At 71.3% G+C, this 15,391-nt stretch carries 15 protein-coding genes; 11 read left to right on the top strand and 4 right to left on the bottom strand.

The window, feature by feature from the left end; all coding sequences use genetic code 11:
• Nucleotides 1–21: 21 nt before the first annotated feature.
• The 8 genes from ACWC1K_RS03580 to ACWC1K_RS03545 are packed head-to-tail and all read left to right on the top strand — an operon-like array spanning nucleotide 22 to nucleotide 7,757.
• Complete coding sequence (locus ACWC1K_RS03580; RefSeq protein ID WP_450828543.1) at nucleotides 22–1,095, top strand: sugar ABC transporter substrate-binding protein; 1,074 nt, start codon at nucleotides 22–24, stop codon at nucleotides 1,093–1,095.
• Nucleotides 1,092–2,600 carry a sugar ABC transporter ATP-binding protein gene (locus ACWC1K_RS03575; RefSeq protein WP_450828541.1) on the top strand — a complete coding sequence of 503 codons (1,509 nt, stop codon included), beginning with the start codon at nucleotides 1,092–1,094 and terminating at the stop codon, nucleotides 2,598–2,600. The genes ACWC1K_RS03580 and ACWC1K_RS03575 overlap by 4 nt, the downstream gene beginning before the upstream one ends.
• On the top strand, nucleotides 2,593–3,618 hold the full coding sequence (locus ACWC1K_RS03570) for an ABC transporter permease (protein ID WP_450828539.1): 1,026 nt from the start codon (nucleotides 2,593–2,595) through the stop codon (nucleotides 3,616–3,618). The genes ACWC1K_RS03575 and ACWC1K_RS03570 overlap by 8 nt, the downstream gene beginning before the upstream one ends.
• Nucleotides 3,619–3,651: 33 nt before the next feature.
• Complete coding sequence (locus ACWC1K_RS03565) at nucleotides 3,652–5,004, top strand: L-fuconate dehydratase (RefSeq protein WP_450828537.1); 1,353 nt, start codon at nucleotides 3,652–3,654, stop codon at nucleotides 5,002–5,004.
• Nucleotides 5,001–5,756, top strand: a complete 756-nt coding sequence (locus ACWC1K_RS03560; protein ID WP_450828535.1) for an SDR family NAD(P)-dependent oxidoreductase — start codon at nucleotides 5,001–5,003, stop codon at nucleotides 5,754–5,756. Before ACWC1K_RS03565 ends, ACWC1K_RS03560 begins: the two co-directional genes overlap by 4 nt.
• Nucleotides 5,753–6,739, top strand: a complete 987-nt coding sequence (locus ACWC1K_RS03555; RefSeq protein WP_450828533.1) for an aldo/keto reductase — start codon at nucleotides 5,753–5,755, stop codon at nucleotides 6,737–6,739. The genes ACWC1K_RS03560 and ACWC1K_RS03555 overlap by 4 nt, the downstream gene beginning before the upstream one ends.
• A complete protein-coding gene (locus tag ACWC1K_RS03550; RefSeq protein WP_450828531.1) occupies nucleotides 6,736–6,927 on the top strand; it encodes a hypothetical protein in 192 nt (63 codons plus the stop codon). The genes ACWC1K_RS03555 and ACWC1K_RS03550 overlap by 4 nt, the downstream gene beginning before the upstream one ends.
• Nucleotides 6,924–7,757 (top strand): amidohydrolase family protein, encoded by an 834-nt coding sequence (locus ACWC1K_RS03545; protein ID WP_450828529.1) that lies wholly within the window; start codon nucleotides 6,924–6,926, stop codon nucleotides 7,755–7,757. Before ACWC1K_RS03550 ends, ACWC1K_RS03545 begins: the two co-directional genes overlap by 4 nt.
• Before the next feature lie 71 nt (nucleotides 7,758–7,828).
• Here ACWC1K_RS03545 and ACWC1K_RS03540 read toward each other — a convergent pair whose 3' ends face one another.
• Nucleotides 7,829–9,253, bottom strand: a complete 1,425-nt coding sequence (locus ACWC1K_RS03540; RefSeq protein ID WP_450828527.1) for a lipase maturation factor family protein — start codon at nucleotides 9,251–9,253, stop codon at nucleotides 7,829–7,831.
• A 134-nt stretch (nucleotides 9,254–9,387) separates the two neighbouring features.
• Here ACWC1K_RS03540 and ACWC1K_RS03535 point away from each other — a divergent pair, with 134 nt between their 5' ends.
• The 3 genes from ACWC1K_RS03535 (at nucleotide 9,388) to ACWC1K_RS03525 (ending at nucleotide 12,664) form a co-directional block, all read left to right on the top strand.
• The gene (locus tag ACWC1K_RS03535) at nucleotides 9,388–9,561 is read left to right on the top strand and encodes a hypothetical protein (RefSeq protein WP_450828525.1); all 174 of its coding nucleotides are present in this window, start codon (nucleotides 9,388–9,390) and stop codon (nucleotides 9,559–9,561) included.
• Between the two features lie 81 nt (nucleotides 9,562–9,642).
• Nucleotides 9,643–11,730, top strand: a complete 2,088-nt coding sequence (locus ACWC1K_RS03530) for a SpoIIE family protein phosphatase (protein ID WP_450828523.1) — start codon at nucleotides 9,643–9,645, stop codon at nucleotides 11,728–11,730.
• A gap of 70 nt (nucleotides 11,731–11,800) precedes the next feature.
• Complete coding sequence (locus ACWC1K_RS03525; protein WP_450828521.1) at nucleotides 11,801–12,664, top strand: Fpg/Nei family DNA glycosylase; 864 nt, start codon at nucleotides 11,801–11,803, stop codon at nucleotides 12,662–12,664.
• 17 nt (nucleotides 12,665–12,681) lie between these two features.
• Here ACWC1K_RS03525 and ACWC1K_RS03520 read toward each other — a convergent pair whose 3' ends face one another.
• The 3 genes from ACWC1K_RS03520 to ACWC1K_RS03510 all read right to left on the bottom strand — a co-directional run bounded on the left by ACWC1K_RS03520 (nucleotide 12,682) and on the right by ACWC1K_RS03510 (nucleotide 15,386).
• Nucleotides 12,682–13,992, bottom strand: coding sequence for a protein kinase domain-containing protein (locus ACWC1K_RS03520; protein ID WP_450828520.1), 1,311 nt, complete (start codon nucleotides 13,990–13,992; stop codon nucleotides 12,682–12,684).
• A gap of 69 nt (nucleotides 13,993–14,061) precedes the next feature.
• Nucleotides 14,062–14,718 carry a zf-HC2 domain-containing protein gene (locus tag ACWC1K_RS03515; protein WP_450828518.1) on the bottom strand — a complete coding sequence of 219 codons (657 nt, stop codon included), beginning with the start codon at nucleotides 14,716–14,718 and terminating at the stop codon, nucleotides 14,062–14,064.
• Between the two features lie 152 nt (nucleotides 14,719–14,870).
• Nucleotides 14,871–15,386, bottom strand: a complete 516-nt coding sequence (locus ACWC1K_RS03510) for a hypothetical protein (protein WP_450828516.1) — start codon at nucleotides 15,384–15,386, stop codon at nucleotides 14,871–14,873.
• Between the last annotated feature and the right edge of the window lie 5 nt (nucleotides 15,387–15,391).

The following is a 15,391-nucleotide window of genomic DNA, read 5'->3' as shown; positions in this document are numbered from 1 at the left end:
CGCTCAACGAGGAGCCGCCAGATGCCCGGCAGGACAGTGGGGAAGCGGAACAGGTTTCGAATGATCGGTGTGATGACCGTGGCCGCGGGCGCCTCGCTCGCGCTCGCCGCGTGCGGCAGCACCAAGGACACCGGGGGCTCCGGCAGTGCCGGAGGCGGCGGCACCGGCAAGGTCGGGGTGATCCTGCCCCTGCTGACCTCGCCGTTCTGGCAGTCGTACAACGACTACGTGCCGAAGATGGCGAAGTCCGAGGGCGTCGACGCGCTCAAGACGGTCAACTCCAACAGCGACCCCTCACAGCAGATCACCGACATCAACAACCAGCTCAACCAGGGCGTGAAGGGCCTGGTCGTCGCCCCGCTGGACAGCGCCGCCATCGAGGCCGGCCTCGACCAGGCCGACCGCAAGGGCGTCCCGGTCGTCGCGGTCGACGTCGCGCCCGACAAGGGCAAGGTCGCCATGGTCGTCCGCGCCGACAACGTCGCCTACGGCACCAAGGCCTGCGACTACCTCGGCGGGCACATCACCAGTGGCAAGGTCGTGCAGATCATGGGCGACCTGGCCTCCGTCAACGGCCGGGACCGCTCCGAGGCCTTCCGGTCCTGCGTGAAGCAGAAGTACCCGGGGCTCAAGGTGCTGGAGATCCCCGCCAAGTGGGAGTCCGACGCCGCGGCCTCCAAACTCGACACCCTCCTCAACGCCAACCCCGACATCAAGGGCATCTATCTGCAGGCCGGCGGGGTCTACCTGGCGCCGACCCTGCAGACCCTGAAGTCCAAGGGCCTGCTGAAGAAGGCCGGTATCGCGGGCCACATCACCATCGTCTCCAACGACGGCATCCCGCAGGAGTTCGACGCCATCCGCAAGGGCGAGATCGACGCGACCGTCTCCCAGCCCGCCGACGCCTACGCCAAGTACGGCATGTACTACATCAAGGCGGCGATGGAGGGGAAGACCTTCAAGCCCGGCCCGACCGACCACGACTCGACCATCGTCAAGCTGCCCAGCGGCATCCTGGAGGACCAGCTGCCCGCGCCGCTGGTGACCAAGGACAACGTCGACGACCCCAAGCTGTGGGGCAACACGGTCAAATGAGCAGCCCCAGCACCCCGCTCGCCCAGGCGCGGGACATCGTCAAGCGATACGGCCCCACCACCGCCCTCGCGGACGGCCGGCTCACCGTCCTGTCCGGCGAGTCCCACGCCCTCGTCGGCCGCAACGGCGCCGGCAAGTCCACCCTGGTCCGGATCCTCACCGGCCTGGAGGCGCCCGACGAGGGCACGGTCCGCTTCGACGGCGAGCCCGCGCCCCCACTCGCCGACCGCGACGCCTGGCGCCGCAAGGTGGCCTGCGTCTACCAACACCCCACCGTCGTACCCGAGTTGACGGTCGCCGAGAACCTCTTCATCAACCGGCAGCCACTCCAGCGCGGCTTCATCAGCTGGCGCCGGCTGAAGAGCGAGGCGGCCGCACTCCTCGACACCTGGGACGTGCGAGTCGACCCGGAGGCCCGCACCGCCGACCTCAAGGTCGAGGACCGCCAGATGGTGGAGATCGCCCGGGCGCTCAGCTTCGGCGCCCGCTTCATCATCCTGGACGAGCCCACCGCCCAGCTCGACAAGCGTGAGATCGAGCGGCTCTTCAGCCGCATGCGCGCACTCCAGGACTCCGGCGTCACCTTCCTGTTCATCTCGCACCACTTGCAGGAGGTCTACGAGGTCTGCCAGACCGTCACCGTCCTGCGCGACGCCCGCTGGATCACCACGGCCCCGGTCGCCGACCTGCCCAGGGCGGCGCTGATCGAGGCCATGGCGGGGGAGTCCCTGGAGACGATCGCCGAACAGGCCGTACAGGAAAGGCTCGTCGACGACAGCGCGCCGGTGCTCCTCGACGCCCGCGGGCTCACCTCGGAGTCGTACGAGGACATCGACCTGACCGTCCGCCGCGGCGAGGTCGTCGGGCTCGCCGGATCCAGCGCCAGCGGCAAGACCGAGCTGGCGGAGGCCATCGCGGGCCTGCGCACACCCACCGGCGGGACCGCCCGACTGGACGGCGAGCCGCTGCGGTTCGGGTCCGTGCAGGCCGCCCTGAAGGCCGGTGTCGGCTGTGTCCCGCGCGACCGGCACGACCAGGGCCTGGTCGCCGGGATGACCATCGGCGACAACGCCACCATGAGCGTCCTGGACCGGCTCGGGCGTTTCGGCTTCATCGGCACCGACCGCAGGCGCGGTGTCGCGGCCGAACTGATCGACCGTCTCGACATCCACACCGAGGGCCCGGAGCAGCCCGTCTCCGACCTGTCCGGCGGCAACGCACAGAAGGTCGTCATGGCCCGCGCCCTCGCCTCCGACCCCCGGCTGCTCGTCCTGATCAACCCGACCGCGGGCGTGGACGTGAAGTCCAAGGAGTCACTGCTGGCCCGCGTGGACAGCGCCCGTGAGGACGGCACCGCGGTGCTGGTCGTCTCCGACGAACTCGACGACCTGCGGCGCTGTGACCGCGTCCTCGTCCTCTTCCACGGCCGCGTCGTCGCCGAGCATCCGGCGGGCTGGCGCGACCATGAGCTGATCGCCTCCATCGAAGGAGTGGACCATGGCTGACACCAAGGCCCCGCCGGTGAAGCCGGTGAGCATGCCCGACGCCCGGGCGGCGAGGGCGGTCCTGCTGCGCCGCGCCCGCGAACTCGCCCTGGTCCCCGCGCTGTTGCTGCTGCTTCTGCTCGGTGCCGTCCTGAACGACTCCTTCTTCACCGAAGCCACCCTGATCTCCATCCTGGCCTCGTCGGCCTCGCTGGCGATGGTGGTGCTGGCCGAGTCGCTGGTCCTCATCACCGGCAAGTTCGACCTGTCGCTGGAGTCGGTGGTCGGCATCGCGCCGGCGGTGGCGGCGCTGCTGGTGCTGCCGGCCGCGCAGGCCGGCTGGGGCACGGAACTCCCCGCCGGACTGGCCCTGCTGGCCATCCCCCTGGTGGGCGCGGCCATCGGTGCCTTCAACGGCATCCTCGTCGTGAAGGTGAAGCTCAACGCGTTCATCGTCACCCTCGCCATGCTGATCATCCTGCGTGGGCTGCTGGTCGGCGCCACCAAGGGCAAGACGCTGTTCGGGATGCCCGACGCGTTCTTCTCGCTGGCCACCACCACGTTCCTGCGCATCCCGATCTCCGTGTGGGTGGCCGCCGTCGCCTTCGCCATCGCCGGGCTGGTGCTGAAGTACCACCGGGTGGGCCGTTCGTTGTACGCGATCGGCGGCAACCTGGAGGCGGCCCGCGCCGCCGGTATCCGCGTGGACCGCGTCCGGCTCGGCGTCTATGCCGTCGCCGGTGTCCTCGCCTCGGTCGGCGGTCTGATGTACACCGGCTACGTGGGCGCCATCGGCGCCAACCAGGGCCAGAACATGATCTTCACCGTGTTCGCCGCCGCCGTGATCGGCGGGATCAGCCTCGACGGCGGCAAGGGAACCATGTTCGGCGCCCTGACCGGCGTACTCCTGCTGGGTGTGGTCAAGACCATGCTGACCATGGCTCAGGTGCCGTCGTTCTGGATCGACGCCATCTACGGCGGAATCATCCTGCTCGCGCTCATCCTCGCCCGCCTCACCACGGGACGCGCCCAGGACTGACCACCGCCCCTGCCCCCGACCGAAAGGCCCTCCGTGTCCTCGACGCCCGGCCCCTCCTGCCGCATCACCGCGGTCGACACCTACGACATCCGGTTCCCGACCTCGCGTGAGCTCGACGGCTCCGACGCGATGAACCCGGACCCCGACTACTCGGCCGCGTACGTGGTGCTGCGCACCGACGGCGAGGACGAGCCGGAGGGGCACGGCTTCACCTTCACCATCGGGCGTGGCAACGATGTCCAGGTCGCCGCGATCCACGCGCTGCGCCACCACGTGGTGGGACGGTCCGTCGACGAGGTGTGTGCCGACCCGGGAGCCGTCTACCGCGACCTGGTCGGCGACAGCCAGCTGCGCTGGCTGGGGCCCGAGAAGGGCGTGATGCACATGGCGATCGGGGCGGTCGTCAACGCCGTGTGGGACCTGGCGGCCAAGCGCGCCGACAAGCCGCTGTGGCGGCTGCTCGCCGAGGCCGATCCCGCATGGCTGGTCGCCCAGATCGACTTCCGTTACCTCACGGACGCGCTCACCCCCGAGGAGGCACTGGAGATCCTGCGCCGGGGCCGGGCGGGCTCCGAAGAGCGTAGGGCCCGGCTGCTGGAGCGCGGCTACCCCGGTTACACCACCTCCGCGGGCTGGCTCGGCTACAGCGACGAGAAACTCACCCGGCTCGCCGCCCAGGCGGTCGCCGACGGATTCACCCAGATCAAGCTCAAGGTGGGGGCGGACCTCGACGACGACGTGCGCCGCTGCCGGGTCGCCCGCTCGGTCGTCGGCCCCGGCATCCGGATGGCCATCGACGCCAACCAGCGCTGGGGCGTGGACGAGGCGATCCGCTGGACCAGGGCCCTCGCCGAGTTCGACCCGTACTGGATCGAGGAGCCCACCAGCCCCGACGACGTGCTCGGCCACGCGGCCATCCGCACCGCGGTGGCGCCCGTCAAGGTGGCGACCGGCGAGCACGTCCAGAACCGGATCGTCTTCAAACAGCTCCTTCAGGCGGGCGCCCTCGACGTCCTGCAGATAGACGCGGCCCGCGTCGGCGGCGTCAACGAGAACCTCGCGATCCTGCTGCTCGCCGCCAAGTTCGGGGTGCCGGTCTGCCCGCACGCGGGCGGCGTCGGCCTGTGCGAACTCGTTCAGCACCTGTCGATGTTCGACTACGTGGCGGTCTCCGGCACCACCGAGGACCGGGTCATCGAGTACGTCGACCATCTCCACGACCACTTCCTCCACCCGGTGGTGATCCGCGAGGGTCACTACACGGCACCTGCCGCGCCCGGTTTCTCGGCCGCCATGCGCCCGGAGTCCATCGCGCGGTACACCTTCCCCGGCGGTACCTTTTGGGCCGCAGACCTCGACGAGAAGAAAGAAGGACAGGCGGCATGACCGACTTCGAGGGTCTGAAGGCCCTGGTCACGGGCGGGGCTTCCGGCATCGGGCGGGCGACGGCGGAACTCCTCGCCGCCCGCGGGGCCCAGGTCGCCGTACTCGACCTCGACCCGTCCTCGGTCGACAAGCCGCTGCTCGGCTTCCGCGCCGACGTCGGCGACGACGCGTCCGTACGCGAGGCGGTGGCCGCCGCGGTCACCGAGCTCGGCGGCCTCGACATCGTGATCAACAATGCCGGCGTGGGCGCGCTGGGCACCATCGAGGACAACGACGACGCCGAATGGCACCGCGTCCTCGACATCAACGTGGTCGGCATGGTCCGCGTCTCCCGCGCCGCCCTGCCCCACCTGCGCCGCTCGCAGCACGCGGCGATCGTCAACACCTGCTCCATCGGGGCCACCGCGGGCCTGCCGCAGCGCGCCCTGTACTGCGCGAGCAAGGGCGCGGTGTACTCGCTGACCCTCGCCATGGCCGCCGACCACGTCCGCGAGGGCATCCGCGTCAACTGCGTCAACCCCGGCACGGCGGACACCCCGTGGGTCGGCCGCCTGCTGGACGCGGCCGACGACCCCGTCGCCGAGCGCGCCGCGCTGGAGGCACGCCAGCCCACCGGCCGCCTCGTCAGCGCGGCCGAAGTCGCGGGCGCCATCGCCTACCTGGCGAGCCCGCTGTCCGGCGCCACCACCGGCACCTCACTCGCCGTGGACGGCGGCATGCAGGGCCTGCGCCTGAGGCCGGTGGGCCAGTGAACCGGCTCGGCAGCAGCACGGTCGAGGTCAGCGCCCTTGCCTTCGGCGGGGCCGTCATCGGCAACCTCTACACCGAGGTCAGCGAGGAACAGGCCCACGAGGCGGTGGACGCGGCCTGGCAGCGGGGCATCCGCTCCTTCGACACCGCCCCGCACTACGGCCTCGGCCTGTCCGAACGCCGCCTCGGCGCCGCGCTGCGCGAACACCCCCGTACCGCCTACTCGATCTCCACCAAGGTCGGCCGCCGCCTGGAGCCCTCCGGCGAGGGCGGCGACGACCTCGCCAACGGCTTCGCCGTGCCCGCCACTCACCGCCGCGTGTGGGACTTCAGCGCCGACGGCGTACGCCGCGGCCTTGAGGCCAGCCTCGAACGGCTCGGCCTCGACCGCGTCGACATCGTCTACCTCCACGACCCCGACGACCACGCCGAACAGGCCTTCCACGAGGGCTACCCGGCGCTGGAGAAGCTGCGCGCGGAAGGGGTCGTGGGCGCCATCGGCGCGGGCATGAACCAGACCGGGATGCTCACCCGCTTCGTCCGCGACACCGACGTCGACGTCGTGCTGTGCGCCGGCCGCTACACGCTCCTGGAACAGCCGGCCCTCACCGAACTCCTGCCCGCGGCGCAGGAACGCGGCACCTCGGTGGTGATCGGCGGCGCCTTCAACTCCGGTCTGCTCGCCGACCCCAAGCCGGGCGCGACGTACAACTACGCGGCCGCGCCGGCACAGTTGCTGGACCGCGCCCTGCACCTCAAGGCGGTCGCCGACCGGCACGGCACCACCCTGCGGGCAGCCGCCCTCGCCTTCTGCGCCGCCCATCCGGCGGTCGCGAGCGTCCTCGTGGGTGCCCGCTCGGCGGCGGAAGTCCGCGACTGCGCCGAGCAGTTCGCGGCACCCCCTCCCGCCGCCTTCTGGCAGCAGCTGCGCGCGGAAGGGCTCCTGCCGCCCGAAGCCCCCGTGCCCGCGGAGGAAGCGTCATGAGAGTCGCCCTGCACACCAGGGTCCGCGCGGACCGCATCGCCGAGTACGAGGCCGCCCACCGCGAGGTCCCGAAGGAACCGGTCGACATCGCCTGGCAGGCCCGTACGGCGCAGCTGCCGGACGTCGTGCGCGACTACTCCGACGAGGGCGCGGCCGCCGGTCTGCCCGTCGTCCGGGAGCTGCCGTGACGGTGGACGCCCACCACCACATGTGGGACCTCTCCGTCCGGGACCAGCACTGGATCCCCGACCTCAGCCCGCTCCGCCGGAACTTCACCCTCGACGACCTCGCTCCCCAGGCGCAGGCGTCCGGAGTCGACCGCACGGTCCTCGTCCAGACGGTCACGGTGCCGGAGGAGACCCCGGAGTTCCTGGCCCTGGCCGCCGCAAACGACCTGATCGCCGGGGTCGTCGGCTGGACCGACCTCACCCGCCCGGACATCACCGACGAACTGGCCCGTCTGCGCGAACTCCCCGGCGGCCACTACCTCAAGGGGATCCGCCACCAGGTCCAGGGCGAGCCCGACCCCGAGTGGCTGCTGCGCCCGGACGTACGCAGAGGCCTTGCGGCCGTGGCCGAAGCGGGTCTGGTCTACGACCTCGTGGTCCTCCCGCACCAACTGCCGGCCTGTACCAGGGCGGCCGCCGACCTCCCCCAACTCACTTTCGTCCTCGACCACTTGGGCAAGCCGCCCATCGCCTCGGGCGCCCTGAAACCCTGGGCGACCGACCTGCACGCCCTCGCCGCCCTGCCCCACACGACCGCCAAACTCTCCGGCCTGGTCACCGAGGCCGCCCCCGACTCATGGACCATCGACGACCTCCGCCCGTACACCGACATCGCCCTGGAGGCCTTCGGCCCCGCCCGTCTGATGTTCGGCTCGGACTGGCCGGTGTGCACGGAAAAGTCGACGTACGGCGAAGTCCTGTCCGTCACACGGGAGTTGATGGCTGATCTCGACGCGGCCGCCCGTGCGGACATCTTCCACGGCACGGCCACCCGCGTCTACGGTCTTTGACGCCCCTGGACCTGGCCGCGACACACCTGGTGAACCATGCGCAGGGGAGCACGGACGGGACCGCCTCCAGGTCAGCTCCGCTGAGCCACCCCCGCCAGCCGTGTGGGCGGCAGATACTCCCGTACATACGTGCGCTCCCAGCACGCCCCCGTCTCCCGCAGCTCCCGCCAGCTCGTGTACTCGTAGCGGAAGAGGCGGGCCCGGATGTAGCGGGGCGGGGCGTCGGGCGGGAAGGGGGAGCGGCGCAGCAGGCGCAGCGTGTCGCGGTCGTTCTCCAGGAGTCGTTCCACCAGGGCGCCGAACCATGCGCCGGCGTACGAGGGCGAGAGCGCGGCGAACCACATCAGCCAGTCCAGGCGCAGATGGTAGGGCGCGAACTGGCGGGGCCAGCGCCGTGGATCGCCCGGCTTGCCCTTGAACTCGTACTCCCGCCAGTCCGAGTCCTCGTGCGGTACGGCATCGTCCGTGCCCTCGACGACCACCTCGTAGCGGATCCGGCTGACGCTGCCGAACGCGCCGTAGGTGTTGACCAGGTGGAGCGGGTCGAAGGAGCGGTTCATGATCTGCCGGCGGGAGATCATGTTCGTGACCGGGTGGTAGCTGAGCCCGAGGAGCAGCGCGGCGACCGCCAGGACCACGACCTCGTACCAGAGCGGGGCGCCGGGCACGGAGGACGGCGGACCGGCCGGGAGCTCCAGGGCGGAGACGGCGAGCACGATGGTGATCCAGTTCAGCCAGGCGAAGTTGCCCGACAGGACCAGCCACAGCTGGGTGACGATCATCAGCGAGGCGGCGGCCGTGGCGACCGGCTGCGGGGCGAACAGCAGCACCGGGACGACGAGTTGGGTCACGTGGTTGGCGGCCACCTCGATGCGGTGCAGGGGCCGGGGGAGGTGGTGGAAGAACCAGCTCAGGGGGCCCGGCATCGGCTGGGTCTCATGGTGGTAGTACAGGCAGGTCAGCTTCCGCCAGCACGCGTCGCCGCGCATCTTGATCAGGCCCGCGCCGAACTCCACCCGGAACAGGATCCAGCGCAGCAGGAAGAGGACCACGATCGACGGGGCCACCTCGTCGTTGCCGAGGAAGACCGCCAGGAAGCCCACCTCCAGCAGCAGCGACTCCCAGCCGAAGGCGTACCAGGTCTGGCCGACGTTGACGATCGAGAGATACAGCACCCAGGGAACCAGCCACAGCAACATGCCTGCCCAGAGCGGGAGCCAGGAGTCCAGTCCGGCGATCAGCGCCGCCGAGACGCCGCAGCCCGTCCAGGCGCAGGCGGCGAAGAAGCGGTCCGAGTAGTGGAGTTGGAACAGGCTGGGGGCCTGCCTGAAGCGCACCCGGCCGACGAAGCGGGGGACCGGCAGCATGCCCCGCTCGCCGATCAGCGCACGGAACTGCAGGGCCGCCGCCAGGAACGCCACGAGGTACAGCCCGGCCAGAGCCCGCTGGAAGACCAGCCGGCTCCACCAGTACTCGGGTGCGATGAACCACTCCACGGCCGTGCGCTCCTCACTCCATTGTGGCGCCGAACCCCATGTCACTCTCCGTGTGTCCATCTTCCGCTTGCGTAACCCATGTGAGCGACGCAGACAATAGTGGCGAATGGCTTGAAGTGAGGCAGGAGGAAGCGGTGCGCACAGTCACCAGAACCTTCGCCGTGGCCTGCGCACTCGCCGTGCTCCTCGTCGGCGGCTGCGCCGGCCAGGACACGCGGTCGAGTCAGGAGGTCCTTCCGACCGCCACACCCGACGACACCACGAGTCGCAGCATTTTCGACAGTCCCACGGGTGTTTTCGACGGCTGAGCTCGGGTGGCGACCGGAGAACCGGGAATTCCTGTTCGCTTCCCGCTCGAAGAATCGGGTGAACCCTGGCAAGGTGGGCCCATGGTTGATCGGGGCGTGAGCGCCCTGTCTCTCCCGGACGACTGGCCCGCCCACCCGGATCCGATCCTGGCGCTCAACCGCATGGGCAGCTTCGACTGGGACCTGGACACCGGTCTGTTCCACATGGACGCCCAGGCCCACGAGGTCTTCGACCTGCGCCCCGACGAATACGACGACCACCCCGAGACGCTCGTCATCCGGGTCCCCAGGGCGGAGGCCTACCGGCTCGACGGCCTGGTCGCCCAGGCCCTGAAGGACGGCAGCGAGAACTACGGCGCCTACTTCCGCATACGCTGCCGCGACGGCACCCTGCGCTGGACCCACACCCAGGGCTACATCCGGCGCGACGAGACGGGCCGTCCGCGCCGGATCATCGGCATCGTCCGGGACGCGACCCAGGAGCTGAGCGAGAGCCGGGACCGCCGCGAGGAGGCCGCCGAGGACGCGGCGCGGCGCGAGCAGACCAACGTCGTCCAGCTCACCACGGCCGCCCTCGCCCACGCCCGCACCGTCCAGGACGTCATCGACGTCCTCAAGGACACCCACGGCCTCACCCACCTGGGCGCCACCAGCCTGGTCGTGGGCCTGGTCGAGGCCGGCCGCATCCGGCTGATCGCCGAGGGTCCCGCGGGCAGCTTCGTCCCCGGCACCGACCTCACCCGCATCGACGAGCCGTACCCGATGAGCGAGGTCGTACGGACCCTCACGCCCCGCTTCATCGTGTCACCGGAGGAGTTCGCCGAGGGCTACCCCCTGCTGTGGCCGCACCTCGCCGGCCTGGACATCACGGCGGCCGCCTATCTGCCGCTGATCGTCCAGGCCCGGCCGATCGGCGCCATGGGCCTGCTCTACAGCGACCGGCGCGGCTTCTCGCCCGAGGAGCGCAACGTCCTGCTCGCCCTCGGCAGCAGCATCGCCCAGAGCATGCAGCGCGCCATGTTCTACGAGCAGGAGAAGGACCTCGCCGCCGGCCTCCAACAGGCGATGCTGCCGCGGACCATCCCCAGCGTGCGCGGCGCCGACGTCGCCGTCCGCTACCGCTCCGGTTCCGCCGCGGGCTCCTTCGGCCGGGACATCGGCGGCGACTGGTACGACCTGATCCCGCTGCCCGGCGGCCGGGTCGGCGCCGTCATCGGCGACGTCCAGGGCCATGACACGCACGCGGCCGCCGTCATGGGCCAGCTGCGCATCGTGCTGCGCGCCTACGCCGCCGAGGGCCACACGCCCGCCACCGTGATGGCCCGCGCCTCCGTCTTCCTCCACGAACTCGACACCGACCGCTTCGCGACCTGCCTCTACGCGGAGGCCGACCTGGCCACCGGAGTGGTCCAGGTGGTCCGGGCAGGCCACATCGACCCGCTGATCCGGGACGCCGACGGCACCTGCCGCCGCCTGTCCCTGCCGGGCGGACTGCCGCTGGGTCTGTCCGCCGAGTTCGGGCGCCTCGAGTACCCGGTCGGCACCCTCGAACTCGACCCCGGTCACACCCTCCTGCTGTGCACCGACGGCCTGGTCGAACAGCCCGGCGCCGACCTCGACGACGGCATGCGCACCCTGACGGCCCTCATCACCAGCGGCCCGGACGACGTACGGGATCTCGCGGACTGTCTCATCTCCGTGGCCGAGGAACGCGGCGGCGACGACGACGTGGCCCTGCTCCTGCTGCGCCGCCGCGGTCTGGAGCCCCAGCGGTCCGGCGGCCGGCTCCAGCAGCACGTGGCCCCCGGCGACCCCGAGGCCCTCAAGGAGGCCCGGCACATGATCAGGGCCGCGGTCCGCGCCTGGGGCGCCAAGGAGCGCGCCGACGAGATCGAGCTGGTCGCCGACGAAATGATCACCAATGCGCTGATGCACACCGAAGGATCCGCCATCGTCACCCTCCGGGTCCTGGGCGGCAGCGAGCGGCGGCTGCGCGTCGAGGTCGAGGACTCCTCCAGCGCCCTGCCGCGCCGCCGCGAGGCGGGGGAGTCGGGGGTCTCCGGGCGGGGCCTGCTCCTGGTCGACCTGCTCACCGACGTGTGGGGCGTGGAGGCGCGCGGCGGCGGCAAGTGCGTGTGGTGCGAGTTCGTGGTCCCCGAAGGCGACTGAAGCGAAGGCGACTGCACCCGCGCGACCGCTCCCGCCCGCCACTGTCGGTGCCGGGTGGCACTCTGGACGTATGCCGGAACTCCCCGAGGTGGAAGCGCTCAAGGACTTCCTCACCGAGCACCTGGTCGGTCACGAGATCGTGCGCGTGCTGCCCGTCGCGATCAGCGTCCTCAAGACGTACGATCCGCCGCTGACCGCCGTCGAGGGCCGCGAGGTGAGCGCCGTGCACCGGTACGGCAAGTTCCTCGACGTGGAGACGGACGGCGGCCCGCACCTCGTCACCCACCTGGCCCGCGCGGGCTGGCTGCACTGGAAGGACCGGCTCCCGGACGGCCCGCCCCGCCCCGGCAAGGGCCCCCTCGCGCTGCGCGTGGCCCTGGAGACCGGCGAGGGCTTCGACCTCACCGAGGCGGGCACGCAGAAACGCCTCGCCGTCTACGTCGTCCACGACCCCCAGGAGATCCCGGGCGTCGCACGCCTGGGCCCCGACCCGCTCGCCGACGACTTCGACGAAGGCCGCCTCGCCGCGCTCCTCGGACCCGAGCGCCGCCGGCTCAAGGGCGCCCTGCGCGACCAGAGCCTGATCGCCGGCGTGGGCAACGCCTACAGCGACGAGATCCTGCACGCGGCGAAGATGTCCCCCTTCAAACTGGCCGCGACCCTCACCCCCGAGGACACCGCCCGTCTCTACGAGGCCCTGCGCACCACGCTCACCGAGGCGGTCGAGCGCTCCCGGGGCGTGGCGGCCGGCCGTCTGAAGGCGGAGAAGAAGAGCGGTCTGCGCGTCCACGGCCGCACCGGAGAGCCCTGCCCGGTGTGCGGTGACACCATCCGCGAGGTCTCCTTCAGCGACTCCTCGCTCCAGTACTGCCCGACCTGCCAGACGGGCGGCAAACCGCTCGCGGACCGGAGGATGTCCAGGCTGCTGAAGTAGCCGGGCGGCTCAGCCGGTCATCCCTTGTGGCCCTTCGTCTTGTCCTTGCCGTCCTTGTCCTTGCCGCCGTGCTGCCCGTCCTTGTGGTTCTCCGGCGGAGTCGGCCTGGTGGACGGGACCGCGGACGGCGGCACGGCAGGGGCACTTACGGTCCCGCCCGTGGGCGGGGAGGTGATCGACGTCGGGTGCGAGGAAGGCGTCCGAAGCGGCGCCGGACTCGGCGAGAGGGGCGAGGCAGGGCCGTCGCCGTCGGAGTTCAGCGCCGCCCCGAGGGCCGTGGCCGCGGCGAACAGGGCGACGGCGGCGCCACCCAGCAGGGCCTTGGACGCCTGCCGCCGGCGGTTGCGGGGGCGGGAATGCGCTGCGCGGGCGCCGGCCTGGGGCGGCGACGCGGACGTCACGGCCGACGGCGTGGGGCTGGGCGCTCCACCGTCCGGCCCCGCGCTGCCGTCCGGGTCCACGGGGTCCAGCGGCTCGGTCGGTTCCGCCGACTCGCTCGGGTCCGGTTCCCACTCCTGCGCGCCCAGCCACTCGGCTGCCTCCTGCGCGCTCGGCCGCTGCGCCGGGTCCTTGGCCAGCAGGCGCAGCACATAGTCGGACAGCGGCAGGGGTATGTCAGCGCTCCACCGGTGGGGCGGCGGCGGGGCGGTGTCGACGTGCTGCTGCACCACGGCGAGCGAGGTCGTGCCGCTGAACGGCGGGCGGCCGGTGAGCAGTTCGTACAGCACACAGCCGAGCGAGTAGACGTCGGAGGCGGGCTGGGCCGGCCGCCCCAGGGCCCGCTCGGGAGCCAGGTAGTCGGCGGTGCCGAGGATCTTTCCGGTGGCGGTCGCGGCGCCGTCGTCGGCGAAGCGGGCGATGCCGAAGTCCGTGATCTTCACAGTGCGGTCGGTGGTCAGCATGATGTTGGCGGGCTTGATGTCCCGGTGGATCACGCCCTGCCGGTGCGCGGCGGACAAACCCTGCGCCACCTGCGCGGCGACGGCGGCCGCTTCCCGTGCCGTCAGGCTCCCGCGCAGGGACCTCTCCTGGGCCAGGGTCCAGCCGTCCACGAGTTCCATCACCAGATGGAGCCGGCCGTGATCGGAGCCGAAGTCGTACACGCCCACCACACGCGGATGGTTGAGGCGGGCCGTGGTCTGCGCCTCCATGCGGAACCGCTCGACGTCGACGCTGTCCTGCGCCTTCAGCAGCTTGATCGCCACCGGACGGCCCAGGACCCGGTCGGCCGCGCGCCACACCTCGCCCATCGCGCCGCTGCCCAGCAGTTCCTCCAGCTGATAGCGGTCCGCCAGCAGCACGTGCACACCCATCCCGAATTCCGACATCGCCACTGGCTACAGCGCGGCGCCGGACAGGGATGTCACACCGGGAGGTGCGGCCTTGCAGCGAGAGCGCTAGCCGGACTGGAGTGTGACGAGATGCTCCCCGCCCGCGGTGCGGAGCTCATAGCGGGCGATCTCGCCGGTGTGCAGGGAGGAGCTGCCCTGCATCGTGATCGGGCGGGCGTCGTGGCTGGGGACGGTCCAGCTGGTCAGGATCTGCTCGGAGCCGTCGCGGCCGATGGCGACCAGACGACAGGGGCGCGGGCCCGCGCCGTCCTTCACCTCCAGCTTGATCTGGCTGCCCGAATACTCGTCCTGGGTGGTCACCTGGGCCCATACGCCCGACTTCGCGTCGGTCGCCGCGATGCGCACCGTGTCGGCGGTGCCGCCGCCGGCCATCGTCATCGCGATGCCCGGCCCGGCCACGCCGATCGCCAGGGACGCGGCCACGGCGTACAGAAAACGCCGCCGGCCGGCGCGGTGCCGGGCGGCCACCGCGCCGAGCAGCCGGTCGAGCAGCTGCGGGCCGGGCCTGGTCATGGGGCTCACGAACCGTGGCGTCGCCCGGCGGTACAGCATCATCTGCCGGGTGATGGGCCCGAATTCGGTCACGTGAGCGGCGCAGCGCGCGCACTCCATGAGGTGGTCCTCGAAGCGGAAGGCGTCCGCCTCGTCCAGCACGCCGAGCGCGTACGCGGCGACGTCGCGATGCCTCTCCTGGGACCTCATGCCGAATCCTCGTGCCGTTGGGTGCGGGTGGGGTTACTCCTTGCTCCCACAGGTACGCACCAGACAGTCGAATCACTCAGGGCATGTGGAGAATCGCGAACCCTGGGATTCGGAGCCGACCGGCCCGCGGATTGGTCCACATCCAAACGAGTCTAAAAAAGGTGGATGGCGAGGTGGCCGAGCGGCAGGCCCAGTTGCCACGCCTTCGTCCACACCTTCGGGCCCTCGTCCTCGCCGACCATCGCCGCGCCGCCCGGCACCGCGTTCAGGTCGGGCGCGAGCAGCTCCGTCTCCTCCAGCCAGCGCCAGGCCGCCCGGGCCAGTTCCACGTCGGGAGCGGGGTCGCCGGACTCGGCCGTCCGGGCGACCAGCCTGGCCATCCGCTCGCGCACCCACTCCTGCCACGGCTGGTCGTACGCCGTGAGCGACAGCCAGGTCTCCAGCTGGGAGACCACCCGGATCCCCGGGAGTTCGCCGTCCGTGTCGGAGAGGAAGACGGTCAGCGCCAGGGCGTCGCGCCCCGCGCGGAACTCGAAGGACGTCGGCGGCATCAGGTCGCCCGTCCGCAGCAGCTCGTCGGCGATGTACTCGGCGTAGAGCCAGGCCATCGGGACGACCAGCTCACCGCCGCCGGTGCCGTCCGTGCTCTCTTGACCTCTGTGCAGCATCCCTT

The organism is Streptomyces sp. NPDC001492 (assembly GCF_053597275.1).
Note: the sequence above shows the minus strand (reverse complement) of the source record. Positions and strands in the feature narration are given on the sequence as shown.

Excerpts from the sequence above, each read along its gene's own strand:
- ACWC1K_RS03580 (WP_450828543.1), top strand. The coding sequence starts at position 22 with ATGCCCGGCAGGACAGTGGGGAAGCGGAACAGGTTTCGAATGATCGGT.
- ACWC1K_RS03575 (WP_450828541.1), top strand. The coding sequence starts at position 1,092 with ATGAGCAGCCCCAGCACCCCGCTCGCCCAGGCGCGGGACATCGTCAAG.
- ACWC1K_RS03570 (WP_450828539.1), top strand. The coding sequence starts at position 2,593 with ATGGCTGACACCAAGGCCCCGCCGGTGAAGCCGGTGAGCATGCCCGAC.
- ACWC1K_RS03560 (WP_450828535.1), top strand. The coding sequence starts at position 5,001 with ATGACCGACTTCGAGGGTCTGAAGGCCCTGGTCACGGGCGGGGCTTCC.
- ACWC1K_RS03550 (WP_450828531.1), top strand. The coding sequence starts at position 6,736 with ATGAGAGTCGCCCTGCACACCAGGGTCCGCGCGGACCGCATCGCCGAG.
- ACWC1K_RS03530 (WP_450828523.1), top strand. The coding sequence starts at position 9,643 with ATGGTTGATCGGGGCGTGAGCGCCCTGTCTCTCCCGGACGACTGGCCC.
- ACWC1K_RS03525 (WP_450828521.1), top strand. The coding sequence starts at position 11,801 with ATGCCGGAACTCCCCGAGGTGGAAGCGCTCAAGGACTTCCTCACCGAG.
- ACWC1K_RS03520 (WP_450828520.1), bottom strand. The coding sequence starts at position 13,992 with ATGTCGGAATTCGGGATGGGTGTGCACGTGCTGCTGGCGGACCGCTAT.
- ACWC1K_RS03515 (WP_450828518.1), bottom strand. The coding sequence starts at position 14,718 with ATGAGGTCCCAGGAGAGGCATCGCGACGTCGCCGCGTACGCGCTCGGC.
- ACWC1K_RS03510 (WP_450828516.1), bottom strand. The coding sequence starts at position 15,386 with ATGCTGCACAGAGGTCAAGAGAGCACGGACGGCACCGGCGGCGGTGAG.